The sequence below is a fragment of the Pseudomonas sp. HD57-3 genome (assembly GCF_056113135.1).
This window is the reverse complement of sequence record NZ_CM148568.1, coordinates 4046807-4070834: the sequence shown is the minus strand read 5'-3', so window position 1 is coordinate 4070834 and position 24028 is coordinate 4046807. Positions and strand designations below refer to the sequence as shown.

The window sequence follows — 24028 nt, the reverse complement described above, 5'->3', positions numbered from 1 at the left end:
TAGCTGCCGCTCATGAGGGCGGAAGCGACCTGGTCGGAGCCGACGCCTGCGCGGGAATAGGCGAGCCGGTTGGCACCGACCTTGTCTGCGCCATCGGCGGCGAGGGCGCGTGCGCCGACGTGGTCGGAGCCGTCAGAAGCGACTGCTCCAGCGCCAACGTGGTCGGAGCCGTCAGAAGCGACTGCTCCAGCGCCAACGTGGTCGGAGCCGTCAGAAGCGACTGCTCCAGCGCCAACGTGGTCGGAGCCGTCAGAAGCGACTGCTCCGGCGCCAACGTGGTCGGAGCCGTCAGAAGCGACTGCTCCAGCGCCGACGTGGTCGGAGCCGTCAGAAGCGACTGCTCCAGCGCCGACATGATCTGAACCGTCAGATGCGACTGCACCGGCGCCAACATGATCCGCGCCGTCAGAGGCGAGCGCCCCAGCACCGACGTGATCCGCGCCGTCAGATGCGACTGCGCCGGCGCCAACATGATCCGCGCCGTCAGAGGCGACCGCCCCAGCACCGACGTGATCCGCGCCGTCAGATGCGACTGCACCGGCACCAACATGATCCGCGCCGTCAGAGGCGACCGCCCCAGCACCGACGTGATCCGCGCCATCAGATGCGACTGCACCGGCGCCGACGTGATCCGCGCCATCAGAAGCGACTGCACCAGCGCCAACATGATCGGCGCCATCAGACGCAACCGCCCCCGCCCCCACATGATCCGCCCCATCCGACGCCAATGCCTGCGCCTTCGCAGCCCAGACACTGGGCATTGCCACCGTTGCCGCAACTGCCAGGACGATGCCCGGCCAAAGCGTGTGCTTCATGATTTTCTCCACGCCCCATCAGCCACACAGCACCGAGCGTTACCCGTCATTCGTTGCTAGACGGAAGGCTCGTCGGCCCGGGGTCAACCAGATTGGTGAATGGCACGGGGGCACCGGAGGGTGCACGGGTGTCGACGGTTTACAGGAAATCTGGACAGCGAACTGAAAAGTATAGTTCGCCCTTGGCGAGAGGCAGGCTGAAGGGCCGTGAAGGCGATAGTCGGTTAGCTTCCTTGCAAGCGTGCGCTAGAAAACAATCAATCTAAAAACCGCGTAGCGCAATGTCGCGCGTTTGCTAGGCTCAAGAATGTAGGCGAAGACGCAGACTGATGCGCAAGCGGATAGCAAGGGGACGTGGGGCGCGTTCCGAAGGGTACACGGTTAGAAAGATCTCCGCGCTGAGATCCAGCCCTTATGCCGTGTGAAGCAGCCGAGACCGTACCCCTTTCAATTTGGTCCGGTACTGTGAGAAGCCTGATAAACCTTGTAAGCCAGAGACCAGCACTGGCCGCCTACTCAAACACCAAAGCCCGCCTCGTGCGGGCTTTGACGTTTTCGGGTGTTAGATACTGGCCAGCGCTTGCGCCAGATCCGCACGCAGGTCTTCGATGTCCTCGACGCCCACCGACAGACGCACCAGACTGTCACCGATGCCGAGCTTGGCACGGGTTTCCGCCGGAATGGTCGCGTGAGTCATGATCGCCGGGTGTTCGATCAGGCTTTCAACACCGCCCAGGCTTTCGGCCAAAGCGAAAATCTGCACGTTCTCCAGGAAGCGGCGAGCGCCTGCCAGATCACTGTTCAGATCCAGGGAAATCATCCCGCCGAAACCACGCATCTGACGCTTGGCCAGTTCGTGCTGCGGATGGGATTCCAGGCCTGGGTAGTAGACGCGTTTGACCTGCGGCTGCTGTTCCAGCCAGCGCGCCAGCTCCAGTGCGTTGCTGCAATGACGCTCCATACGCAGCGCCAGCGTTTTCACGCCGCGCAGGGTGAGGAACGCGTCGAACGGGCCGGAGATGGCGCCGACCGCGTTCTGCAGGAAGCCCAGACGCTCGGCCAGCGCAGGATTGTCACCGACTACCGCGATCCCGCCGATCACGTCGGAGTGACCGTTCAGGTATTTGGTGGTCGAGTGCAGAACGATGTCGAAACCCAGCTCCAGCGGACGCTGAATCCACGGGCTGGCGAAGGTGTTGTCGGCCACGCAGAGGATCCCGCGCGCCTTGCAGATGCGCGCGATGGCGGCGAGGTCGGACAGACCCAGCAGCGGGTTGGTCGGGCTCTCCACAATCACCATGCGCGTGTCGTCCTGCAACGACGCTTCGAATGCCGACAGATCCGCCAGATCGACGAAGCTGAAACGATGCCCGGCGCTGCGCTGGCGCACCTTGTCGAACAGGCGGAACGTGCCGCCGTACAGGTCATTTCCGGACACGATGTGCGAGCCGGCGTCGAGCAGTTCGAGCACGGTGGAAATCGTTGCCAGCCCGGACGCGAAGGCGAACGCCTGGGTGCCGCCCTCCAGATCCGCCACGCAACGCTCCAGGGCAAAACGCGTCGGGTTGTGCGAGCGGCCGTAGTCGAAACCCTTGTGCACGCCAGGGCTGTCTTGCAGGTACGTGGAGTTGGCGTAGATCGGCGGCATCAGCGCGCCGGTGGTCGGGTCCGGCGTTTGCCCGGCGTGGATCACGCGGGTGGCGAAGCCCTGTTGACGGGCGTTCTTGTCGTGCTGGCTCATGCCAGGGATCTCCGTAATTGATTGAGCATGTCGACGCGGGTGATCAGGCCGTGGAAGCCCGAAGCGTCGGCGATGATGGCCACCAGGCCGCTGCTGAGCACAGCTTCCAGTTCAGCCAGCGTGGCGCCGGGGGCGAGGGTTTGCAACTTGTCCGTCATCGCTTTGGCGACGGGTTTGCTGAAGAGCGAGGCGTCTTCGTGTACCCGCACCAGAATGTCCGACTCGTCGATCACGCCGACTAGTTGCTTGCCATCCACCAGCACCGGCAGTTGCGAAACGTCGGCCAGGCGCATGCGCTGGAACGCGGTCATCAGCGTATCGTCCGGGCCGACGCTGACGACTTTGCCGTCCTCGAAGCGTCGGGCAATCAGGTCGCGCAGGTCGCCGTAGCGTTTGCGTTGCAGCAGGCCCTGATCGGTCATCCACTGGTCGTTGTAGACCTTCGACAGGTAGCGAGTGCCGGTGTCGCAGACGAAGCTGACCACGCGTTTCGGCTCGGTCTGTTCGCGGCAGTAACGCAGTGCGGCGGCCAGCAGGGTGCCGGTGGACGAACCACCCAGAATGCCTTCGGCTTTCAGCAACTGACGGGCGTGATCGAAGCTTTCTTCGTCGCTGATCGAGTAGGCGCTGCGCACGCTCGACAGGTCGGTGATCGACGGGATGAAGTCTTCGCCGATGCCTTCCACCGCCCAGGAACCGGCGGTGCCGAGGTGCTTGCTGCGGCTGTATTCAGCCATCACCGAACCGACCGGGTCGGCCAGGACCATTTCAAGGTCCGGTTGCACGCGTTTGAAGAAACGGGTCAGGCCCGTCAGGGTGCCGGCCGAGCCGACACCGACCACGATCGCGTCCAGGTCATGCTCGGTCTGGGCCCAGATTTCAGGCCCGGTGCTGCACTCGTGGGCCAGCGGGTTGGCGGGGTTGTTGAACTGGTCGGCGAAGAACGCGCCGGGAATGTCCTTGGCCAGACGCGCGGCGACGTCCTGGTAATACTCGGGATGGCCCTTGCCGACATCGGAGCGGGTGATGTGCACTTCGGCGCCCATGGCCTTGAGGTGCAGGACTTTTTCGGTGGACATTTTGTCCGGCACCACCAGCACGACGCGGTAGCCCTTGGCACGACCGACCAGTGCCAGGCCCAGGCCGGTGTTGCCGGCGGTGGCCTCGACAATCGTGCCTCCCGGTTGCAGACGACCATCGCGCTCAGCGGCGTCGATCATGGCCAGACCGATGCGGTCCTTGATCGAACCGCCGGGGTTCTGTGATTCGAGTTTGAGAAACAGGGTGCAGGGACCGGTATCGAAGCGGGTGACTTGTACCAGCGGCGTATTGCCGATCAGCCCAAGTACGGCAGGGCGTGAATCCTTTGACATCTCTTCACCTCTTTGTGGTGTTGATCGCGTTCCATTCGCGGGGAAAAAGCTCGCGTGCAACATAGGCTCAGACCTGAGCTGTCGCAACCTTTAAACGGCCGGAAATACAGCCATTTCGATCTAACGATAGAACGAAATCGGAGAGGGGAAGGAAGTGATTTGCAGAGGTTTATACGCAGGCGTCATCGAGTATTGAAAGGGCGTCTTCGGCGGCATGAAGCGCTTGATCCGGCAGTGAAAATCCTGCACCGAAAATCGCTCAGTGGTTGCTCATCAGACCGTGCAGCACGCCCAGTCGCAAGCCGGGTTCGGAGGGCACCATTTGCGAGATGCCGAACACTTTGAACGCTGCCAGCATGACCACCAGACCGCCGGGGAGGATGCTCTGGCGATGGGGTTGCAGGCCGGCCAGTTTCAGCTGTTGAACATTGCTGACTTCCAGCAGGCGCAACGACAGCCGCAACAGGCCGCCGTAGGTGATGCCGCTCTCGCCATGATCGTTCAGGCGATTGGCCTTGAGCACTTTGGCGAGCATCCGCGCGGTACCCGAAGAGCCAATCGTCTGCTGCCAGCCCTGGGCACGATACCGACGAGCGACTTTTTCGAATTGCAGGATGGCCACGCGTTCGGCTTCTTGCAGGGCGCCGGCGGAAATCTCGCCGTTGCGAAAGTAACGGGTGCTCAAGGTGCCGCTGCCGAGGGCGATGCTTTCGGTCAGCAGCGGTTGCGCGCCCTGGCCGAGAATCAGTTCAGTGGAGCCGCCGCCAATGTCCACCACCAGGCGCATGTCATCGGCGACCGGCAGGGTATGGGCCACACCGGCGTAGACCAGGCGCGCCTCTTCATGGCCGGAAATCACATCGATGCGAAACCCCAGATGCCGCTCCGCGCTGGCCAGAAACAACTGCGCATTGTCGGCCTCGCGAACCGCGCTGGTCGCCACCGCGCGCACGCGACCGGGTTCGAAACCGCGCAGTTTCTTGCCGAACCGCGCCAGCGCCTGCCAGCCGCGATCCAGCGCCATTTCGTCGAGTGCCCGACCGTCGAAACCTTCCGCCAGCCGCACCGGCTCGCGCAAGGTTTTGACCTCCTGAATCATGAAGCCCTTTCTGCTGCGCACCGACTGGCCAATCATCATGCGAAAGGCATTGGAACCGAGGTCGATGGCGGCAAACAGCGAGGTGTCTTCTTTCATGGGAATCCTTGCAAATCATCCGTCGGGAGGCGCGGGACGGTTTGCGAGGATTCTGCCGTGGGTTCGATGACAACCTGATGACGCGGGCGGGGCGGTTCAGTGAATTCATCGCTGTCATGACACTGTCATTATCGGCTGCCCATACTTGCCCCCAATACATCGCGTGCTTTTCATGATTCGGCTGCCTTCTGGGCAGCTTTTTTTTTGCCCGGGATTTACCGGGCACGCAAATTTGCAATCCCGGACGATGCACGATTAATATACGATCCATATACACTTCGTATCGGATATTGCCATGGGCATCGTAAAGATTTCAGAGGACATGCACGAGAATCTGCGCATCTCCAGCAACGCACTCAGCCGCTCGATCAACGCGCAGGCGGAACACTGGATGCGCATCGGCATGCTCGCCGAGCTGTATCCCGACCTTGATCACCACGCCATTTGCCGGTTGCTGATTCGCGCCGAGCAGTCGGGCGGTCTGGATCTGCAGCAAGTCTGCGCATTGGCGGATGCCGCGCAGAACGCCTCGGTCAAAGAGGCGGCCAAGGCATGAGAAACCCGATCAAGATCAACACCCAGGCCGAAATCGCCCAATCCCGCGAGGCCGGCAGACTGGCCGCCGAGGTGCTGGCGATGCTGGTGCCGCACGTCAAGGCTGGCGTCACTACCGATCAGCTCGACCAGTTGTGCAATGACTACATCGTCAATGTGCAGAAGGCGATACCGGCCAACGTCGGTTACCACGGCTTCCCGAAAACCGTCTGCGCGTCAGTCAACGAAGTAGTCTGCCACGGCATTCCTTCCAAGCGCGTGCTGAAGGACGGCGACATCGTCAATCTCGACATCGCGGTGATCAAGGACGGCTGGTTCGGCGACACCAGCCGCATGTACGTGGTCGGCGAGCCGACGCCCGAGGCGCGGCACCTGATCAAGACCACTTACGACGCCATGTGCGCGGGGATCCGCGTCGTCCGGCCGGGCGCCACGTTGGGTGACATCGGACATGCGATCCAGACGCTGGCGGAGAAGGAAGGGTTCAGCGTGGTGCGCGAGTATTGCGGGCACGGGATCGGCAAGGTTTATCACGATGAACCGCAGGTGCTGCATTACGGTTATCCGGAGCAGGGCTTGAAGTTGAAGGCGGGGATGATTTTCACCATCGAGCCGATGCTCAATGCTGGCAAGCGTCATGTGAAGAGTCTGGCGGATGGCTGGACTGTCGTGACCAAGGATCAGTCGTTGTCGGCGCAGTGGGAGCACATGGTGGCGGTGACGGAGGACGGGTTTGAGGTGTTGACGGCCTGGCCGGATGAGATTGAGGGCTTTAAGGCCATCGTCTGAAAAAATGGCCACCGCAACCCGACGTTGCGGTGGCCAGAAGTGACACGCAAATCTCTGTTGAATCAGTGCGCGCCGGCAGCTTTATTCAGATCGCTCTCAGCCCACTCGGTATAGACGCAAGCATCCGCCGTCGCCCAACGCACCCGAACCGGATCCCCAGCCTTCAACGGCATCCCCGCCGCCGACAACGCCTTCACCGTCATCGAAGTCCCGCCTGACGTCACCACACTGCACGTCTGACTCTCCCCCAGAAACAGCACCTCGACCACCTTCGCCGAAACCTCATTCCAGCCCGCCGCCAACGGCTCACTCGCCGCCTGCTGAACACTCAACGCCAACGCCTTTTCCGGCCGCACCATCAGCAGCACATCCTGCCCGGTCTGCAATCCAGCGGTCAGGCGGATCGACAGCGACTGCCCCTCAAAACTCGCCGCCGCATTACCCTGTGCCTTGAGCTTGAGAAAGTTCGAGTTACCGAGAAACGACGCCACAAACGCATTCGGCGGATTCTGATAAAGGTCATACCCGCTGCCGAGCCCGACAATCTTGCCGTGACTGAAAATCGCGATGCGCTGGGACAGGCGCATGGCTTCTTCCTGATCGTGGGTCACGTAAACGATGGTGATGCCGAGGCGACGGTGCAGTTGGCGCAGTTCATCTTGCAAGTCTTCGCGAAGCTTCTTGTCCAGCGCACCGAGCGGTTCGTCCATCAACAGAATGCGTGGCTCGTAAACCAGCGCCCGTGCAATGGCGACCCGTTGCTGCTGGCCGCCAGACAGTTGCGAAGGGCGGCGATGGGCAAATTGTTCGAGCTGCACCAGTTTCAACATCGCATCGACGCGCTTGTCACGTTCAGCGGCGGCGAGTTTGCGGATCGCCAGCGGGAACGCGATGTTGTCGCGCACTGACAGATGCGGGAACAGCGAATAACGCTGGAACACCATGCCGATGTCGCGCTTGTGCGGCGGCACATTCACCAGCGACTGGCCGTTGACCAGGATCTCGCCGCTGCTCGGGGTTTCGAAGCCGGCGAGCATCGACAACGTGGTGCTTTTGCCCGAGCCGCTGGAGCCGAGGAAGGTGAGGAATTCACCGTCCTTGATGTCCAGCGAAATGTTGTCCACGGCCGCAAAATCGCCGTAGTGCTTGTTCAGGTTGCGCAGGCTGACCAGGGGTTTGTCGTTCTGCTGGGATGCGTCTTTGATCACGGCACTCATGTCGTACTCCTGGGCGCTCAGGCGCTGATTTCGTTGCGCCGGCGCAGGGCGGCGGCGATCACCATGACCAATACCGACAGGCCGATCAGCAGCGTCGAGGCGACGGCGATCACGGGCGTCAGGTCCTGGCGCAGGGTGGTCCACATTTTCACGGGAAGGGTTTGCAGGGTCGGGCTGGCCATCATCACGCTGAGCACCACTTCGTCCCACGAAACCAGGAAGGCGAAGAGGGCGCCGGCCACCATCCCCGGGCGGATCGCCGGAAAGGTCACCTTGAACACCGCTTGCAGGCGTGACGCCCCGCAGATCACCGCCGCGTCTTCAATCGACTGATCGAACAGCTTCAGCGAGTTGATGATCGAGATGATGGTGAACGGCAGCGCGACGATCACATGGCTGACCACGAAGGCGAACATCGTCCCGGTGTAGCCGAGTTTGAGGAACAGCGCGTACACCGCCACCGCGATGATCACCAGCGGCACGATCATCGGCAGGGTGAACAGACCGTAGAGCATTTCCCGGCCGGGGAAGCGTCCGCGCACCAGCGCGAAGGCGGTCGGCAAACCGAGGGCGACGGCGCAGATCGTGGTCAGCACCGCGACCTTGAGGCTGGCCAGCGCTGCGCTCATCCAGTCGGCGTTGGAGAAGAACTGCACGTACCATTTCAGCGTCCAGCCCGGTGGCGGGAACACCAGCCACTGGGACGAACCGAACGACAGCAGGACGATGAACACGATCGGCAACAGCAGGAACAGGCCGATCAGCCCGGTGGTGAAATACAGGCCGAAGCGCATCCGGCGACTCATGGCATTGGGCGTCAGGAGCATCTCGGCTTACCTCGCGTTACTGGCGCCAACCGGGGATTCCGGTTGCAGCTTCAGGTAGACGTAGAACAGCACCAGCGTGATGACGATCAGCAACGCGGCGCCGGCGCTGGCCAGGCCCCAGTTGAGGAACGACTGCACCTGCTGAATGATGAATTCCGGCAGCATCATGTTCTGCGCCCCGCCCAGCAGCGCCGGGGTGACGTAGTAACCGAGCGACATCACGAACACCATCAACCCGCCGGACGCCAGACCCGGCCGGCACAGCGGCAGGAACACCCGGAAGAAGTTGGTCCAGGGACTTGCGCCACAGATCGAACCAGCCTGCAGGATCATCGGGTCGATGGCCTGCATGGTCGCCTGCAACGGCAGCACGATGAACGGGATCATGATGTAGCTCATGCCGATCACCACGCCGGTCAGGTTGTGCACCATTTCCAGCGGCTGATCGATGATGCCCATGGCCATCAAGGCTTTATTGATGACGCCCGAAGCCTGCAACAGCACCAGCCACGAATAGGTGCGGGCGAGGAGGCTGGTCCACATCGACAACAGCACGATGTTGAGGATCCAGCGGCCCCAGCCCCGTGGCACTAGAGTGATTGCCCAGGCCAGCGGGAAGCCCAGCAGCAGGCTGAACACCGTCACCAGTCCCGCCACCGAAAAGGTGTTGAACAGCACCCGGGCGTAGGCCGAGTTAGCGAACAGTTGCTCATAGTTGCCGAGGCCCGGCACCGGTTCCAGCACGCCGCGCAGCAACAAGCCAATCAGCGGGGCGAGAAAGAACAGACCGAGGAACAACAGCGCCGGCGCGAGATTGCCGGCGCCGCGCCAGCGTTGCTTGAGGGACGGGGCTTGCGCCATTGCACTCGCCTTGCCTGACGCCGGGCCGGCAGCGCTTGCGGCGCTCCCGGTGGCAGTGGAGGGACGGGACGCGGTGGCCGCCATTTTCATTTGACCAGCCATTCGTTCCACCGTGTCGCGATGGCCGGACCGTTCTTGGCCCAGTACGCGAAATCAAGAGTGATCTGATCCTTAGCGTAGGCAGTCGGCAGGTTCGGGGCCAGCGTTGAGTCCAGACGCGCCACGCTGTCGACGTTGACCGGGGCGTAAGCGGTCAGGTTGGAGAAGTCGGCCTGGCCTTTGGCACTGCTGGCGCTGGCCAGGAACTTCATCGCCGCGTCCTTGTTTTTCGAGCCTTTTGGCACGACCAGAATGTCGGCCATGACCAGGTTCTGTTTCCAGCTCACGCCGACTGGTGCGCCATCTTCTTGCAGGGCGTGGATCCGGCCGTTCCAGAACTGGCCCATGCTCGCTTCACCGGAGGCCAGCAGTTGCTGCGACTGCGCGCCGCCGCCCCACCAGACGATGTCTTTCTTGATGGTGTCGAGTTTCTTGAAGGCGCGATCGAGGTCCAGCGGGTAGAGCTTGTCGGCCGGCACGCCGTCGGCGAGCAGGGCCAGTTCAAGCACGCCGGGGCTCGGCCATTTATAGAGGGCGCGTTTGCCGGGGAAGGTCTTGGTGTCGAACAGCGCGCTCCAGTCCTGCGGCTTGTTGGCGCCGAGCATGCCCTCGTTGTAGCCGAGGACGAAGGAGAAGAAGAACGAGCCGACGCCGTGGTCGCTGACGAAACGCGGGTCGATCTTGTCGCGCTGGATCTGTTTGAAATCGAGGGGTTCGAGCAGGCCTTCGGCGGCGGCGCGTAGGGCGAAGTCGGCTTCGACGTCGACCACATCCCATTGCACGTTGCCGCTTTCGACCATGGCCTTGAGTTTGCCGTAGTCGGTCGGGCCGTCCTGCACGACGGTGATGCCGCTGGCCTTGCTGAACGGATCAGCCCAGGCCTGTTTCTGCGCATCCTGGGTGCTACCGCCCCAGCTGACAAAGTTCACACTCTCGGCGGCCATCGCGGCCTGACCGGTCACGCTCAGCAGTCCCGCAAGAAAGATCGCGGTTGCAGCTTTGTTCAACACCATTTTTACGCCCTCATTGTTGTGTTTTTGAGCGGGCTTGCGTTGTTGCCCGCCTGTCGGGAGCAGTAGCTGGACGATTTTTCAGATCGTCCGGTCTATGGAATATCATATTATGGTATTCCAAACTTTGTGCAAGCACTTTGCCGTACCGGCTATCTGGCAAACGGGGTTATTCGGTGAAGGGAATGCTCTCGACCACCTCAAGATCGTAGCCAGTCAAACCGGCATATTTCAGCGGCGGGCCCAGGTGGCGCAGCTTGCCGACGCCAGGTTCTGCAGAATCTGCGCCCCGGTGCCGACCTCCGAATAGATCCGCGATTGCGAGCGACTGAACTGCCGAGGCGGTTGAGTCAGTTGCGGAATGCGCTCCAGCAGCGCCTGGGAAGATTCATGATTGGCCAGCACCACCACAACGCCATGCCCTTCGGCCGCGACCCGTTGCAGCGCTGCCCACAACGTCCAGTTCGTCGGCCCGCTGTACTCGGCGCCGACCAGATCCCGCAGCGGATCGATCACATGCACGCGCACCAGCGTCGGCTCTTCACGGCGCAATTCGCCCATGACCATCGCCATGTGCACGCCGCCCTCGATGCGATCTTCGAAAGTAATCAAACGGAACGTGCCATGCACCGTCGGCAGTTCCCGCTCGCCGATGCGCTCGATGGTGTGTTCAGTGCTCAGGCGATAGTGGATCAGGTCGGCGATAGTGCCGATCTTGATCCCGTGTTTGCGCGCAAAGACTTCCAGATCCGGGCGACGGGCCATGGTGCCGTCGTCGTTCATCACTTCGACGATCACCGAAGCGGGCGTGAACCCCGCCAGCCGCGCCAGATCACAACCGGCTTCGGTGTGGCCGGCGCGGGTCAGCACGCCACCTTCCTTGGCGCGCAGCGGAAAGATATGGCCGGGCTGCACCAGGTCTTCAGCGCGAGCATTGGGCGCCACCGCAGCGGCCACCGTACAAGCGCGGTCAGCGGCGGAAATCCCGGTAGTCACGCCGACCGCCGCTTCGATGGAGACCGTGAACGCGGTGCTGAATACGCTGCCATTGCTCGGCACCATTTGCTCCAGCCCCAGGCGCTGGCAATGATCGTCGGTCAACGTCAGACAAATCAGCCCCCGGGCCTCACGGGCCATGAAACTGATCGTCTCAGGCGTGCAACGATCGGCGGCCAGTAGCAGGTCGCCTTCGTTTTCCCGATCCTCGTCATCGACCAGCAACACCATTTTGCCGAGGCGATAATCTTCGATGATTTCTTCGATGCTGTTGAAGGCCATGCTGAACTCTCGATGTGGATGAAATTCGTGGTATACCATAATACAAAACCAGCCAAGAGGTCACTATGAAGGCGTACTGGATTGCTCACGTGGACATCACCGATCCCGATCACTACAGCCAATACACCCAGCGCGCGCCGAAAGCGTTCGCCGAGTTCGGCGCGAAGTTTTTAGCCAGAGGCGGGCGCAGCGAAGCGATGGAAGGGCGGACGACACCACAGCGCAGCGTGGTGATTGAATTCGACAGCTACGAGCAGGCCGTGGCGTGCTACCGCTCGGCGGCGTATCAGGAAGCGAAGAGCTACCGCGAGGAGTGGGCGCGGGCGGAGATCGTTATTGTGGAGGGCATCGCCCACCTCTGATCATTCCCACGCTCTGCGTGGGAATGCAGCCCGGGACGCTCCGCGTCCCTGAAGTGCCGAACGCGGAGCGTCCGAAGAGGCATTCCCACGCGGAGCGTGGGAACGATCAGACGGCGCGGGCAGCACGATCAACGCATGAAATGAATCTTGCCGCTGTCGTCATTGCCCATGTACATGCCATACACCCCGGCCTGGCGTTCCTCGATGTAGCGTTCGAGGATCTGCCGGATCGCCGGGTAGTAGATCTGCTCCCACGGGATGTCTTCCGGGGCGAAGAATTGGCAGGCGAGGGTTTCCGGGCCGTACTGTCCGGTGATCTCCAGCGCGAGGGCGCGGAAGATGATGTAGACCTCGCTGATCTTCGGCACGCTGAAGATCGAGTACGGCGAGACGATTTCCGCGCGTACGCCGCTTTCTTCCCAGACTTCGCGCAAGGCGGCCTGTTCGGTGGTCTCGCCGCTTTCCATGAAGCCGGCGGGCAGGGTCCAGGTGCCGGGGCGCGGGGGAATCGCCCGTTGGCACAAGAGGTATTTACCGTCCTGCTCGATGATGCAGCCGGCGATGATCTTCGGGTTTACATAGTGGATGTAGCCGCAGCCGCGGCACATCAGTCGCTCGTGCGTATCGCCCGGCGGCACCTGCTGACCGAGATCAGCGCCACCGCATTTCGGGCAAAAGCTCGGGCTGAACATGTCAGTGACCTATGCGCGGTTCTTTCAGCGCGATGGGCAGGGTGATCGGTGGAGTGGCGCCGGTCTCTTCCTGCTTGCGCTTGAGGTAGTCGAGGGCCACGGCAGCCGCAGCGCGCACGTGATCGACGCACGCCTGATGCGCCGCCAGCGGATCGCCGCTCTTGATCGCCTCGACCATTTTTTCCATTTCGTGATTACTGGCGCCGCGACGGTTTTCCTGGGACACCGACGTCGCGCGCAGGTAGCTGATGCGCGCCTGCAACTGACGCAGCTGAGTGGCCGCGACATGGTTGCCCGAGCCTTCCAGCAGCACGTCGTAGAAACCCTGCACCGAGTCGATCACCTGTTGCAGTTCGCCGTCCTTGAGCGCCTTGCGGTTCTCGTCGAGGGCTTTTTCCAGGGCCTTGATGTCCTTGGCCTTGGCGCGCAGGGTGAACAGCTGGACGATCAGGCCTTCGAGCACGCAGCGCAGTTCATAGATGTCGACCGCATCGGCGAGGGTGATGATGGCCACGCGCGGGCCCTTGGCGTCGGCGAACTCCACCAGGCCTTCGGATTCCAGGTGACGCAAGGCTTCGCGCACCGACGTACGGCTCACGCCCAGGCGATCGCACAGATCGCGCTCCACCAGGCGATCGCCCGGCAGCAGCTGGAAGTTCATGATGGCGCTTCGCAGTTTATCCAGCACGATTTCGCGCAGGGTGACGGGGTTGCGATTGACCTTGAAGCTGTCGTCGAGTGGCAGGCGTTTCATGGGGTCCGCTCTTTAAGTTGGCTGTCCATGCCAGACGGGCATCAAAACAGCCGAGGGGTTAACTGGAGGCCTCGGCGTCGGCTTCGGCGAAGGCTTCACGGGCGAGCCGGAAACTGTCCACGGCTGCCGGGACGCCGCAATAAATACCGACCTGAAGCAGAATTTCGCGTATTTGCTCACGACTCAGGCCGTTACGCAAGGCGCCGCGCACATGCAGTTTCAGTTCGTGCGGGCGGTTGAGCGCCGAGATCATCGCCAGGTTGATCATGCTGCGCTCCTTGAGCGACAGACCCTCGCGTCCCCAAACATGGCCCCAGCAGTATTCGGTGACCATTTCCTGCAACGGGCGGGTGAAGTCGTCGGCGTTCTCGATCGAGCGCTGCACATAGGCTTCGCCCAGCACCTGGGTGCGGATCTTCAGGCCTTGCTCGTACTTTTCGTTGCTCATGTGTTTCTCCGCTCAACCCAGTGTCGGCAACGCGCCGAGCTTGCCCTTGTGATAAATCATCGGCGTCACCGGTTGCGCCGGCAGGATCAGGTTCTTCACCGCGCCGACGATGATCGCGTGATCGCCGCCGTCGTATTCACGCCACAACTCACACTCGATGATCGCCGTGGCCTTGGCGAGGATCGGGTTACCGAGCTCGCTCAAATGCCACTCGATGCCGTTGGCCTTGTCCTTGCCTTTGCCGGCGAAGGCGTAGGCCTCGGCGGTCTGGTCGGCGGACAGCAAATGGATCGCGAAACGCTTGCTGTCGCGCAGCACCGGGTAGGTGTCGGAGGCGTAGTTGGGGCAGAACAGCACCAGCGCCGGGTCAATCGACAGCGCACTGAAGGCGCTGGCGGTGATGCCGACGATGCCGCCATCCGGGTCAAGGGTGGTGACCACCGTGACCCCGGACGGAAACGAGCTCATGACGTCTTTGTAAATGCCGGGTTCGATCATGTCGCAGGACTCCTAACGCATCACAAACGGATCAGGCATCGGCGCCTGGGAGAGGTTGATCCACACCGTTTTCAGTTCGGTGTAGGCCAGCACCGAATCGATGCCGCTTTCGCGTCCATAGCCACTGTTCTTGAAGCCACCGATCGGTGCCATCGCCGACACGGCGCGGTAGGTGTTGACCCAGATGATCCCCGAACGCACGTCCCGGGCCAGGCGATGGGCGCGGCCCAGGTCGCGAGTCCAGATGCCGGCGGCGAGACCGAACTGCGAGTCGTTGGCGATCGCCAGCGCTTCGGCTTCATCCCTGAAGCGGATCACCGAGGCCACCGGACCGAAGACTTCTTCCTGCATGATCTTCATCGAATTGCGGTCGCATTCGAACAACGTCGGTTCGTAGAACCAGCCGTCACCGACGCCGCTCGGCCGCTTGCCGCCCAGACGCAGACGCGCGCCTTCGGCGATGGCATCAGCCACCAGACCTTCCACCACCGCCAGTTGCTGCGCGGTGGCCATTGGGCCCATTTCGCTGCTGTCGTCCTGCGGGTTGCCGATGCGGATGCGCTGGGCGCGCTCCACCAAACGGCTGACGAATTCGTCGTAGATTTCATCCTGTACCAGCAGTCGCGAACCGGATACGCAACTCTGGCCAGACGCCGCGTAGATCCCGGCGATGGCCCCGTTGATCGCGCTGTCGAGATCGGCGTCGGCAAAGATGATGTTCGGCGACTTGCCGCCCAGTTCCAGCGACAGCTTGGCGAAGTTCTCGGCGCTGCTGCGCACCACATGCCGGGCCGTGACCGCGCCGCCGGTGAAGGCGATCTTGCGGATCAGCGGATGACGGGTGAGGGCGGCGCCGGTGCTCGGGCCGTAACCGGTGACGACGTTGACCACGCCCGGCGGGATCCCGGCTTCGAGGGCCAGGCGCGCCAGTTCCAGAATGGTCGCCGAGGCGTGCTCCGACGGCTTGATCACGATGGTGTTGCCCGCCGCCAATGCCGGGGCCAGTTTGATCGCGGTCAGATACAGCGGGCTGTTCCAGGGAATGATCGCGGCGACCACGCCCATGGCTTCGTGCACGGTGTAGGCGAACAGATCGGGTTTATCCAGCGGCAGGGTGCCGCCTTCGAGCTTGTCGGCGAGGCCGGCGGTGTAGTGGAAGAACTCCGGCAGATAACCGACCTGACCCCGGGTTTCGCGGATCAGTTTGCCGTTGTCTCGGCTTTCCAGCTGCGCCAGTTGTTCCTTGTTTTCAGCGATCAGGTCACCGAGACGACGCAGCAGTTTGCCGCGCGCGGTGGCGGTCAAACCACGCCATGCCGGGCTGTCGAAAGCGGTTTGTGCGGCTTGCACGGCGCGCTCGACGTCGGCTTCGTCAGCGTCGGGCAATTCGGCCCAGGGTTCGGCCAGCGCCGGGTTGAGGCTTTCGAAAGTCTTGCCGGAGAGGGCGTCGACCCATTCTCCGCCGATGCACATCTGGAAGCGTGCGAGCGTCATGCAACGATCCCCTTTATATGGTTTTGTCGGGCGTGTGCGGTGTCGAGAAATTCCAGCAGCGTCTGGTTCACCAGCCGTGGCGACTCTACCGGCATCATATGCCGTTGCTCGGGCAGCACGGCAACCTTCGCACCGGGAATGCGCGCGGCCAGTTGCTCGGCCATTTCCGGGGTCGATCCGGGGTCCAGTTCGCCGGTGGCGATCAGCGTCGGCGCCTGGATGCTGCCCAGATCGTCGGCGCGATACATGTCCTGGGTGGCGAACAGTTCGTAAGTGGTCAGGTAACCCTGCGGATCATTGCCGGCGAGGGTCTGGCGGATCGCGGCGATTTGCGCCGGGTTGGCCGCCTGGTATTCACGGCTGAACCAGCGCGACAGCGCCGCTTCGGCATTCGCGTCCGGCCCGTGCTCGGCTGCTTGCGCGGTGCGGGCGATGACGCCGGCGCGCTGCTCTTCGCTGCGGTTGAACACGCTGTTGAGCACCACCAGGCTTTTCAGGCGGTCCGGGTAATGCAGGGCAAAGGCCCGTGCTACCAGTCCGCCCATGGAGAAACCGATCACCGATGCCTCGGGCAATTGCAGGTGATCGAGCAGCTCCAGCAACTGATCGGCGTAACCGAGCAGGGCGGTGCCGCTGGCCGGTCGCGGGCTTGCGCCATGGCCGAGCATGTCGTAGGCGATCACCCGGTATTGCGTGGCCAGGCCAACAATCTGGCCGCCCCACATTTCTTTGTTCAGGCCCACGCCGTGGATCAACACCACGGGTTGGCCTTGGCCGGTCGCCAGATAACTGGTGCCGGCCGGGGTGAGTTCAGCGGTGAGCCGAATCATGGAGCGCTCCTGCAATGCCTTTTTTTATTGTGATTACTGGGCTTTTTCGGCGGCCAGTTCTTCCAGATCGATGTAGCGGTTGCCGATGCGCGGGTGCAGGCGACCACCGTCGGCGCAACCGAGCACCACGACGATTTCGTCGGCGCGCGGGGCGTCTTCGATCTGCATTTCCAGGGTGATGTAGTGCGAGCGCAGGCCTTCGTCGTCCTTGTGCATCATCGGGATCTGAATCGAAGTGCCCGGACCGCCGCGCTTGTTGGTGAAGCTCAGGTAACTCTTGGCCTTGACCGCTTCGCGGTAGTGATTGCCGAAGCGCAGGGTGTGGATCACCGCCGACGCGTGCTCGATTTCGCCATCGGCGCCAACCACTGCGGCTTTGCCGTAGGCCTCGATCTTCCCGGCACCGCCGATGATGCCCACCAGACGCTCGACCATCATTGCGCCGAGATCGGAGCAATTGGCGCGGATCTGCGGCTTTAGGTCTTCGACAAAGCCGTTGCCGACCCACGGGTTCTTCATCACGACGGCCAGGCCGACCATGGTCACCGGGGTGTCGGACGCCTTGCCGCCTTCGATGAAGGTTTCTTCGACATAGCTGACGATCTTGCGAATTTCGAAACTCATGAGCTGCTCCGTAGGGGATAAAGAGTGTCTGTGCGTCTGATGGTATACCATAATACCGATCGTGCAAGTCCCCCTCGCAAGAATCCCTGCCATCAGTCGGACGAATGCCCGCGTATTCAGCCGCCGCTGTAGTCCCTTTCGGTTAACAAAAGATAACGTTGCGCCGATTGTCAGACGTTTCGAATGCCCGATAGGATGAGCCAGCTTCCGAAGGGGCTCTGGATGGCGGGTTTCAGGACTATGCTTGTGACCAGGCAGTCACCGTGAGCACCCTTGCGGCGCCCTTTAAGGTCCATGACCAACAATAATAAACAGGGGAAGGTCTATGAGTCGTTGCCGCCCGCCGGCGTTACGCAATACCGCGTTGCTGGCCACAGCACTCTCTCTGCTGGGCTTTGCCACATTGTCGGCGCCGGTTCTCGCCGCCGAAGCGCCTGCCGACGTGGTCTATTCCACCGAATCGGCCAAGGCCTCGAAAAGCCTGATGCTCGATGTCGTTCACGCCGGAACCCGGCTGGTGGCGGTTGGTGATCGCGGGCACATTCTCTATTCCGACGACCAGGGCAAGACCTGGACCCAGGCCAAGGTGCCGAGCCGCCAGTTGCTGACCGCCGTGTATTTCGTCGATGACAAGCACGGCTGGGCCGTCGGCCACGACGCACAGATTCTCGCCAGCGAAGACGGCGGCCTGACCTGGACCAAACAGTTCGAAGACCTCAAGCGCGAATCGCCGCTGCTCGACGTCTGGTTCAAGGACGTCAACAGTGGTCTGGCCGTGGGTGCCTATGGCGCGCTACTGGAAACCACCGACGGCGGCAAACACTGGGAAGACGTCAGCGATCGCCTCGACAACGAAGACCAGTTCCACCTCAACGCCATCGCTTCGGTAAAAGACGCCGGCCTGTTCATCGTCGGTGAGTCGGGCAGCATGTTCCGCTCCGCCGACTGGGGCCAGACCTGGGAAAAACTCGAAGGCCCGTACGAAGGTTCGCTGTTCGGCGTGATCGGTACGGCGCAACCGCAGACCCTGCTGGCCTACGGTCTGCGCGGCAACCTTTACCGCTCCACCGATTTCGGCAGCACCTGGGAGCAGGTCGAACTGAAAGCTGCGCGCGGTTCGCTGGAGTTCGGCCTGTCCGGCGCCACGCTGCTCGAAGACGGCTCCATCGTCATCGTCGGCAACGGCGGCTCAGTGGTCAGCAGCAGCGACAACGGCGAAACCTTCAGCGTGTTCAACCGTCCGGATCGCATCTCGCTGTCGTCGGTCACCGCCGCCGGCAACGGCAATCTGATCCTGAGCGGACAGGGTGGCGTTCGCGTGACTACTGCGAACGGCGCCGAGCTGGGCAAATGAGCCGAATCAATAATAAGAAGGCGGGGCTATGACTTCCTTGAGCACTCATCATCAGGACAAGGCGACGTTTCTCGAGCGCCTGATCTTCAACAACCGCCCGGCAGTGATCGTGATCTGCCTGCTGGTCAGCATTTTCCTGTTCTGGCAGGCCACGCTGATCCGCCCGTCCACCAGTTTCGAAAAGATGATCCCGCTCAAGCATCCGTTCATTGAAAAGATGATGGAGCACCGCAACGATCTGGCGAACCTGGGCAACACCGTGCGCATTTCGGTGGAAGCGAAGGATGGCGACATTTTCTCCAAGGAGTACATGGAGACCCTGCGTCAGATCAACGACGAGGTGTTCTACATCTCCGGCGTCGACCGTTCCGGCCTCAAGTCGCTGTGGAGCCCGAGCGTGCGCTGGACCGAAGTGACCGAGGAAGGTTTTGCCGGCGGCGAAGTGATCCCGCAGAGCTACAACGGCTCTCAGGACAGCCTCGATCTGCTGCGCAACAACGTGCTCAAGTCCGGTCAGGTCGGGCGTCTGGTGGCCAACGACTTCAAGTCGAGCATCGTCGACATCCCGCTGCTGGAGTCCTACCCGGACCCGCAGGACCAGGGCAAGCTGCTGGCGCTGGACTATCGCCAGTTCTCCCATGAGCTCGAAGACAAGATCCGCAACAAGTTCGAAGCACAGAACCCCAACGTCAAGATCCACATCGTCGGCTTCGCCAAGAAGGTCGGCGACCTGATCGACGGTCTGGTGATGGTGGTGATGTTCTTCGGCATCGCTTTCGTCATCACCCTGATCCTGCTGCTGTGGTTCACCAACTGCCTGCGCAGCACCGTGGCGGTGTTGAGCACCACGCTGGTGGCGGTGGTCTGGCAACTCGGGTTGATGCACTTCTTCGGGTTCGGCCTCGATCCGTATTCGATGCTGGTGCCGTTCCTGATCTTCGCCATCGGCATTTCCCACGGCGTGCAGAAAATCAACGGTATCGCCCTGCAATCCGGTGAGGCGGACAACGCGTTGACGGCCGCGCGGCGGACATTCCGTCAGCTGTTCCTGCCGGGGATGATCGCGATTCTGGCGGACGCCGTCGGCTTCATCACGCTGCTGATCATCGACATCGGCGTGATCCGCGAGCTGGCCATCGGGGCTTCCATCGGCGTGGCGGTGATCGTGTTCACCAACCTGATCCTGCTGCCGGTGGCGATTTCCTATGTCGGCATCAGCAAGCGCGCCATCGCCAAGAGCAAGAAGGACGCGCACCGCGAGCATCCGTTCTGGCGCCTGCTGTCGAACTTCGCCAACCCGAAAGTCGCCCCGATCTCCATCGCTCTGGCGCTGGTCGCCTTCGGCGGCGGTCTCTGGTACAGCCAGAACCTGAAGATCGGCGACCTCGACCAGGGCGCGCCGGAACTGCGTCCGGACTCGCGCTACAACAAGGACAACAACTTCATCATCAGCAACTACTCGACCAGTTCTGACGTGCTGGTGGTGATGGTCAAGACCAAGTCCGAAGGCTGCTCGCGCTATGAAGCCATGGCGCCGATCGACGAGCTGATGTGGAAGATGCAGAACACCGAGGGCGTGCAGTCGGCAATCTCGCTGGTGACCGTGTCCAAGCAGATGATCAAGGGTATGAACGAGGGCAACCTGAAATGGGAAACCCTGTCACGCAACCCGGACGTGCTGAACAACTCCATCGCCCGGGCCGATGGCCTGTACAACAACAGTTGCTCGCTGGCGCCGGTGCTGGTGTTCCTCAACGACCACAAGGCCGAAACCCTGGATCGCGCGGTACATGCGGTGCAGGACTTCGCCAAGGAAAATAACAAGGAAGGCCTGGAATTCATCCTTGCCGCCGGTAACGCTGGCATCGAAGCGGCCACCAACGAGGTGATCAAGAAGTCCGAGCTGACCATCCTGATCCTGGTGTACATCTGCGTGGCGGTCATGTGCATGATCACCTTCCGCTCGTGGGCGGCGACCCTGTGCATCGTGCTGCCGCTGGTGCTGACCTCGGTGCTGGGTAACGCGCTGATGGCGTTCATGGGCATCGGCGTGAAGGTTGCGACGCTGCCGGTGGTGGCGCTGGGCGTGGGCATCGGCGTCGACTACGGCATCTACATCTACAGCCGTCTGGAAAGTTTCCTGCGTGCCGGCCTGCCGTTGCAGGAAGCCTATTACCAGACCCTGAAATCCACCGGTAAAGCGGTGCTGTTCACCGGTCTGTGTCTGGCCATCGGCGTGTGCACCTGGATCTTCTCGGCGATCAAGTTCCAGGCCGACATGGGCCTGATGCTGACCTTCATGTTGTTGTGGAACATGTTCGGTGCGCTGTGGCTGCTGCCGGCACTGGCGAAGTTCCTGATCAAGCCGGAGAAACTGGCGGGGCAGAAGGGGAATTCGTTGTTTGCTCACTGATCCGGTTGGCTGAAATGAAAAAGCCGCAACCTTGAAGGGTTGCGGCTTTTTTATGCCTGCGGTGAGGGCAAGCGGTCTCAAGGCTTAAGAAAGTTCGGTGCCTAGCACTACGCTAAGCGCACTGCGCGCATCATCCAACTGCACCAACGTCGCATGCCGCGCCCCCAACGCATCCCGATTCTCGATCGCGGTCAAAATCGCCTTGTGCCGAGGCAACGCCAGTTCATGCAGATTCGGCCGCTGGTTCGAATGCTTCAGCGCCTCGGCAATCGCCACCGACAGCATGTTGCACAGGTTCGCCAGCAAATCGTTGTGAGTCGCGTCGGCAATTCGGCTGTGAAAGTCCAGATCCGGTTGCAGCAAGGCTTCCGGCGTCGGCGCCGCTTCCATGCGCTGGTAAGCCTCGGCAATCGACGCGATATCAGCATCGGTGGCGTGCTGGGCGGCGAGGGCGGCGGCGGCCGGTTCTATGATGCTGCGCACGCTGGTCAGGACGTTGAAGAACTCGTTCTGCGGGCTGCTTTGCATCAGCCAGTGCAGCACGTCCGGGTCGAGCATGTGCCATTCGCGGCGTGGCTTGACCACGGTGCCGACGCGCGGTTTCGAATACACCAGGCCCTTGGCGACCAGTACTCGGGTGGCTTCGCGCAACACCGGCCGGCTGACCGCATATTCCTCGCAGAGCAAGGCTTCGGCGGGCAGCTTGTCGCAGGGCAGAAAGCGTCCGGAAACAATCTGCATGCCCAGTTCCTGGACGATGCGCGAGTGCATGCTTTTACGGTCGGAAGGTTTGCGGTAATCCATGGGGAGTGGCGCGATCCTGAGCGATGGAGATGCCGCGCATCATAGCAGGCACGGCGTAATCTGGAGCGAGGCAATGCTCGTTCCCACGTCGAACCGTCTGCGTGGGAATGCCTGAAGGGACGCTCTGCGTTCCAGTTCTCGAATGGGACGCAGAGCGTCCCAGGCTGCATTCCCACGCAGAGCGTGGGAACGATCAGGGCAGGGGACGGCGGTGTTAGTGGGAATGGCGGGGAACTTCAGCCCCTCGGCAACCTACCAGGAAGTCGAAATCGCAACCTTGATCCGCCTGCAGCACATGGTCGATATACAGCTGACGATACCCACCCACCAACAATTGCTGCGGCGGTTGCAGATCCGCCATACGCGCCGCCAGTTCAGCGTCCGGAATATCCAGATGCAAACGCCCGCTGGCGCAGTCCAGCTCGATCCAGTCACCTTCCTTCACCGCCGCCAAAGGCCCGCCGGCCGCTGCTTCCGGGGCGACATGCAAGACAACGGTGCCGTAAGCGGTGCCGCTCATGCGCGCGTCGGAAATACGCACCATGTCGGTCACGCCCTGCGCCAGCAGTTTGGCCGGCAGCCCCATGTTGCCGACTTCGGCCATGCCCGGATAACCCTTCGGCCCGCAGTTCTTCATCACCAGAATCGAGTTCTCATCGACGTCCAGTTCCGGGTCGTTGATCCGCGCCTTGTACATGTCGAAGTTCTCGAAAACGACCGCACGGCCACGGTGCTGCATCAGTTCCGGCGTGGCGGCTGACGGCTTGAGCACCGCGCCCAGTGGCGCCAGGTTACCGCGCAACACGCAGATGCCGCCGTCGGCGCGGATCGGATTGTCGAGGGTGCGGATCACTTCGTCTTCACCGTAGATCGGCGCGTCCTTGGTGTTCTCGCCAATGGATTTGCCGTTGACGGTCAACGCGTTCGGATTCGGAATCAGATTGGCCTCGCCGAGACGTCGCAGCACGGCCGGCAAACCGCCCGCGTAGTAGAACTCCTCCATCAGGAAACGCCCGGACGGTTGCAGGTCGACGATGGTCGGCATGCCGCGACCGATGCGCGTCCAGTCGTCCAGATCCAGCTCGACGCCGATGCGTCCGGCGATGGCTTTGAGGTGGATTACCGCGTTGGTCGAACCGCCAATGGCCGCGTTGACCCGGATCGCGTTTTCGAAGGCTTCCTTGGTCAGGATCTTCGACAGTTTCAGATCCTCACGAACCATCTCTACCGCGCGCATGCCGGACATGTGCGCCAACACATAACGCCGCGCATCCACTGCCGGAATCGCCGCGTTGTGCGGCAGGGAAGTGCCCAGTGCTTCGGCCATGCAGGCCATGGTCGACGCGGTGCCCATGGTGTTGCAGGTGCCGGCCGAGCGGGACATGCCGCCCTCGGCCGCGAGGAAATCGTCAATCGTGATGGTGCCGGCCTTGACCTGCTCGCTGAGCTGCCAGACCACGGTGCCGGAACCGATGTCCTTGCCCTTGTGCTTGCCGTTGAGCATCGGCCCGCCGGTGACGACAATCGCCGGCACGTCGCAACTGGCCGCGCCCATCAGCAGGGCCGGGGTGGTCTTGTCGCAACCGGTCAGCAGCACCACGCCGTCAATCGGGTTGCCGCGAATCGCTTCCTCGACGTCCATGCTCGCCAGGTTGCGGGTGAGCATGGCGGTCGGGCGCAGGTTCGATTCGCCGTTGGAGAACACCGGAAATTCCACCGGAAAACCACCAGCCTCGATCACCCCGCGTTTGACGTGCTCCGCGATCTGGCGGAAGTGCGCGTTGCACGGGGTCAGTTCCGACCAGGTGTTGCAGATGCCGATGATCGGCTTGCCGTGGAACTGATGGTCGGCGATGCCCTGATTCTTCATCCAGCTGCGGTACATGAAGCCGTTCTTGTCGGCCGTGCCAAACCATTGGGCGGAGCGCAGGGTGGGTTTCTTATCAGACATGATCGATTCTCTTATTGTAAGACTATTGTTTGCGAGCCTCGGCT

At 62.0% G+C, this 24028-nt stretch carries 22 protein-coding genes and 1 pseudogene; 5 read left to right on the top strand and 18 right to left on the bottom strand.

Translation table 11 applies throughout. The features are described from left to right. Positions 1–10 precede the first annotated feature (10 nt). The 4 genes from AC0R79_RS18140 to AC0R79_RS18125 all read right to left on the bottom strand — a co-directional run bounded on the left by AC0R79_RS18140 (position 11) and on the right by AC0R79_RS18125 (position 5124). Complete coding sequence (locus tag AC0R79_RS18140; protein ID WP_474731030.1) at positions 11–679, bottom strand: hypothetical protein; 669 nt, start codon at positions 677–679, stop codon at positions 11–13. Between the two features lie 698 nt (positions 680–1377). Further along, positions 1378–2556 (bottom strand): cystathionine gamma-synthase, encoded by a 1179-nt coding sequence (locus AC0R79_RS18135; RefSeq protein ID WP_007957389.1) that lies wholly within the window; start codon positions 2554–2556, stop codon positions 1378–1380. Beyond that, positions 2553–3929, bottom strand: coding sequence for a pyridoxal-phosphate dependent enzyme (locus tag AC0R79_RS18130; RefSeq protein WP_085603045.1), 1377 nt, complete (start codon positions 3927–3929; stop codon positions 2553–2555). The genes AC0R79_RS18135 and AC0R79_RS18130 overlap by 4 nt, the downstream gene beginning before the upstream one ends. A gap of 259 nt (positions 3930–4188) precedes the next feature. After that, positions 4189–5124 carry a Ppx/GppA family phosphatase gene (locus AC0R79_RS18125; RefSeq protein WP_127798411.1) on the bottom strand — a complete coding sequence of 312 codons (936 nt, stop codon included), beginning with the start codon at positions 5122–5124 and terminating at the stop codon, positions 4189–4191. A gap of 295 nt (positions 5125–5419) precedes the next feature. Between AC0R79_RS18125 and AC0R79_RS18120 the strand changes: the two genes are divergently transcribed. Both AC0R79_RS18120 and map read left to right on the top strand, forming a co-directional pair. Continuing rightward, entirely contained in the window at positions 5420–5680 is a 261-nt protein-coding gene (locus AC0R79_RS18120; protein ID WP_011334623.1) for a ParD-like family protein, read from the top strand. Continuing rightward, a complete protein-coding gene (map, locus tag AC0R79_RS18115; RefSeq protein ID WP_007957394.1) occupies positions 5677–6468 on the top strand; it encodes a type I methionyl aminopeptidase in 792 nt (263 codons plus the stop codon). Before AC0R79_RS18120 ends, map begins: the two co-directional genes overlap by 4 nt. A gap of 62 nt (positions 6469–6530) precedes the next feature. Here the strand turns inward: map and AC0R79_RS18110 are convergent, their stop codons facing one another. From AC0R79_RS18110 to ribBA, 5 genes and pseudogenes are all read right to left on the bottom strand, one after another. Beyond that, positions 6531–7685 (bottom strand): ABC transporter ATP-binding protein, encoded by a 1155-nt coding sequence (locus AC0R79_RS18110; RefSeq protein WP_207983019.1) that lies wholly within the window; start codon positions 7683–7685, stop codon positions 6531–6533. 17 nt (positions 7686–7702) lie between these two features. Beyond that, positions 7703–8512: an ABC transporter permease gene (locus AC0R79_RS18105; protein ID WP_007957396.1), complete on the bottom strand. Its 810-nt coding sequence runs from the start codon at positions 8510–8512 to the stop codon at positions 7703–7705. 6 nt (positions 8513–8518) lie between these two features. After that, the gene (locus tag AC0R79_RS18100; protein ID WP_007957398.1) at positions 8519–9463 is read right to left on the bottom strand and encodes an ABC transporter permease; all 945 of its coding nucleotides are present in this window, start codon (positions 9461–9463) and stop codon (positions 8519–8521) included. Further along, complete coding sequence (locus tag AC0R79_RS18095; protein ID WP_474731022.1) at positions 9460–10485, bottom strand: ABC transporter substrate-binding protein; 1026 nt, start codon at positions 10483–10485, stop codon at positions 9460–9462. Before AC0R79_RS18095 ends, AC0R79_RS18100 begins: the two co-directional genes overlap by 4 nt. 166 nt (positions 10486–10651) lie before the next feature. Beyond that, a pseudogene (gene ribBA / locus AC0R79_RS18090) lies at positions 10652–11760 on the bottom strand (bifunctional 3,4-dihydroxy-2-butanone-4-phosphate synthase/GTP cyclohydrolase II). A gap of 65 nt (positions 11761–11825) precedes the next feature. Here ribBA and AC0R79_RS18085 point away from each other — a divergent pair. Then, positions 11826–12122 carry a DUF1330 domain-containing protein gene (locus AC0R79_RS18085; RefSeq protein ID WP_474731019.1) on the top strand — a complete coding sequence of 99 codons (297 nt, stop codon included), beginning with the start codon at positions 11826–11828 and terminating at the stop codon, positions 12120–12122. 128 nt (positions 12123–12250) lie between these two features. On the opposite strand, the gene AC0R79_RS18080 is transcribed toward AC0R79_RS18085, so the two are convergent. From AC0R79_RS18080 to AC0R79_RS18050, 7 genes are read right to left on the bottom strand one after another with little or no spacing between them, the layout of a single operon-like run. Further along, positions 12251–12814, bottom strand: a complete 564-nt coding sequence (locus AC0R79_RS18080) for an NUDIX hydrolase (RefSeq protein WP_085603061.1) — start codon at positions 12812–12814, stop codon at positions 12251–12253. A gap of 1 nt (position 12815) precedes the next feature. Then, positions 12816–13568, bottom strand: a complete 753-nt coding sequence (locus AC0R79_RS18075) for a GntR family transcriptional regulator (protein ID WP_085603063.1) — start codon at positions 13566–13568, stop codon at positions 12816–12818. A gap of 58 nt (positions 13569–13626) precedes the next feature. Beyond that, complete coding sequence (locus AC0R79_RS18070) at positions 13627–14016, bottom strand: carboxymuconolactone decarboxylase family protein (RefSeq protein WP_007957404.1); 390 nt, start codon at positions 14014–14016, stop codon at positions 13627–13629. A gap of 12 nt (positions 14017–14028) precedes the next feature. Then, positions 14029–14514, bottom strand: a complete 486-nt coding sequence (locus tag AC0R79_RS18065; RefSeq protein WP_127798405.1) for a flavin reductase family protein — start codon at positions 14512–14514, stop codon at positions 14029–14031. A 12-nt stretch (positions 14515–14526) separates the two neighbouring features. Beyond that, positions 14527–16008, bottom strand: coding sequence for an aldehyde dehydrogenase (locus tag AC0R79_RS18060; protein WP_474731016.1), 1482 nt, complete (start codon positions 16006–16008; stop codon positions 14527–14529). Beyond that, a complete protein-coding gene (locus AC0R79_RS18055) occupies positions 16005–16838 on the bottom strand; it encodes an alpha/beta fold hydrolase (RefSeq protein WP_273897386.1) in 834 nt (277 codons plus the stop codon). Before AC0R79_RS18055 ends, AC0R79_RS18060 begins: the two co-directional genes overlap by 4 nt. Positions 16839–16871: 33 nt before the next feature. Continuing rightward, a complete protein-coding gene (locus tag AC0R79_RS18050; protein ID WP_127798403.1) occupies positions 16872–17462 on the bottom strand; it encodes an amino acid synthesis family protein in 591 nt (196 codons plus the stop codon). Between the two features lie 325 nt (positions 17463–17787). Between AC0R79_RS18050 and AC0R79_RS18045 the strand changes: the two genes are divergently transcribed. Both AC0R79_RS18045 and AC0R79_RS18040 read left to right on the top strand, forming a co-directional pair. After that, a complete protein-coding gene (locus AC0R79_RS18045) occupies positions 17788–18816 on the top strand; it encodes a WD40/YVTN/BNR-like repeat-containing protein (protein ID WP_127798401.1) in 1029 nt (342 codons plus the stop codon). 28 nt (positions 18817–18844) lie between these two features. Beyond that, complete coding sequence (locus tag AC0R79_RS18040; protein WP_007957414.1) at positions 18845–21229, top strand: efflux RND transporter permease subunit; 2385 nt, start codon at positions 18845–18847, stop codon at positions 21227–21229. Between the two features lie 84 nt (positions 21230–21313). On the opposite strand, the gene AC0R79_RS18035 is transcribed toward AC0R79_RS18040, so the two are convergent. Together AC0R79_RS18035 and AC0R79_RS18030 are read right to left on the bottom strand one after the other, a co-directional pair. After that, positions 21314–22033 carry a FadR/GntR family transcriptional regulator gene (locus tag AC0R79_RS18035; RefSeq protein WP_007957415.1) on the bottom strand — a complete coding sequence of 240 codons (720 nt, stop codon included), beginning with the start codon at positions 22031–22033 and terminating at the stop codon, positions 21314–21316. Between the two features lie 214 nt (positions 22034–22247). Continuing rightward, entirely contained in the window at positions 22248–23984 is a 1737-nt protein-coding gene (locus tag AC0R79_RS18030; RefSeq protein WP_258711873.1) for an IlvD/Edd family dehydratase, read from the bottom strand. Between the last annotated feature and the right edge of the window lie 44 nt (positions 23985–24028).

What these genes read in the sequence shown, in the direction of transcription:
- AC0R79_RS18140 (WP_474731030.1), bottom strand. Translation starts at nt 679, where the DNA reads ATGGCGCCGATCATGTTGGCGCTGGTGCAGTCGCTTCTGATGGCGCGG.
- AC0R79_RS18135 (WP_007957389.1), bottom strand. Translation starts at nt 2,556, where the DNA reads ATGAGCCAGCACGACAAGAACGCCCGTCAACAGGGCTTCGCCACCCGC.
- AC0R79_RS18130 (WP_085603045.1), bottom strand. Translation starts at nt 3,929, where the DNA reads ATGTCAAAGGATTCACGCCCTGCCGTACTTGGGCTGATCGGCAATACG.
- AC0R79_RS18125 (WP_127798411.1), bottom strand. Translation starts at nt 5,124, where the DNA reads ATGAAAGAAGACACCTCGCTGTTTGCCGCCATCGACCTCGGTTCCAAT.
- AC0R79_RS18120 (WP_011334623.1), top strand. Translation starts at nt 5,420, where the DNA reads ATGGGCATCGTAAAGATTTCAGAGGACATGCACGAGAATCTGCGCATC.
- map (WP_007957394.1), top strand. Translation starts at nt 5,677, where the DNA reads ATGAGAAACCCGATCAAGATCAACACCCAGGCCGAAATCGCCCAATCC.
- AC0R79_RS18110 (WP_207983019.1), bottom strand. Translation starts at nt 7,685, where the DNA reads ATGAGTGCCGTGATCAAAGACGCATCCCAGCAGAACGACAAACCCCTG.
- AC0R79_RS18105 (WP_007957396.1), bottom strand. Translation starts at nt 8,512, where the DNA reads ATGCTCCTGACGCCCAATGCCATGAGTCGCCGGATGCGCTTCGGCCTG.
- AC0R79_RS18100 (WP_007957398.1), bottom strand. Translation starts at nt 9,463, where the DNA reads ATGAAAATGGCGGCCACCGCGTCCCGTCCCTCCACTGCCACCGGGAGC.
- AC0R79_RS18095 (WP_474731022.1), bottom strand. Translation starts at nt 10,485, where the DNA reads ATGGTGTTGAACAAAGCTGCAACCGCGATCTTTCTTGCGGGACTGCTG.
- AC0R79_RS18085 (WP_474731019.1), top strand. Translation starts at nt 11,826, where the DNA reads ATGAAGGCGTACTGGATTGCTCACGTGGACATCACCGATCCCGATCAC.
- AC0R79_RS18080 (WP_085603061.1), bottom strand. Translation starts at nt 12,814, where the DNA reads ATGTTCAGCCCGAGCTTTTGCCCGAAATGCGGTGGCGCTGATCTCGGT.
- AC0R79_RS18075 (WP_085603063.1), bottom strand. Translation starts at nt 13,568, where the DNA reads ATGAAACGCCTGCCACTCGACGACAGCTTCAAGGTCAATCGCAACCCC.
- AC0R79_RS18070 (WP_007957404.1), bottom strand. Translation starts at nt 14,016, where the DNA reads ATGAGCAACGAAAAGTACGAGCAAGGCCTGAAGATCCGCACCCAGGTG.
- AC0R79_RS18065 (WP_127798405.1), bottom strand. Translation starts at nt 14,514, where the DNA reads ATGATCGAACCCGGCATTTACAAAGACGTCATGAGCTCGTTTCCGTCC.
- AC0R79_RS18060 (WP_474731016.1), bottom strand. Translation starts at nt 16,008, where the DNA reads ATGACGCTCGCACGCTTCCAGATGTGCATCGGCGGAGAATGGGTCGAC.
- AC0R79_RS18055 (WP_273897386.1), bottom strand. Translation starts at nt 16,838, where the DNA reads ATGATTCGGCTCACCGCTGAACTCACCCCGGCCGGCACCAGTTATCTG.
- AC0R79_RS18050 (WP_127798403.1), bottom strand. Translation starts at nt 17,462, where the DNA reads ATGAGTTTCGAAATTCGCAAGATCGTCAGCTATGTCGAAGAAACCTTC.
- AC0R79_RS18045 (WP_127798401.1), top strand. Translation starts at nt 17,788, where the DNA reads ATGAGTCGTTGCCGCCCGCCGGCGTTACGCAATACCGCGTTGCTGGCC.
- AC0R79_RS18040 (WP_007957414.1), top strand. Translation starts at nt 18,845, where the DNA reads ATGACTTCCTTGAGCACTCATCATCAGGACAAGGCGACGTTTCTCGAG.
- AC0R79_RS18035 (WP_007957415.1), bottom strand. Translation starts at nt 22,033, where the DNA reads ATGGATTACCGCAAACCTTCCGACCGTAAAAGCATGCACTCGCGCATC.
- AC0R79_RS18030 (WP_258711873.1), bottom strand. Translation starts at nt 23,984, where the DNA reads ATGTCTGATAAGAAACCCACCCTGCGCTCCGCCCAATGGTTTGGCACG.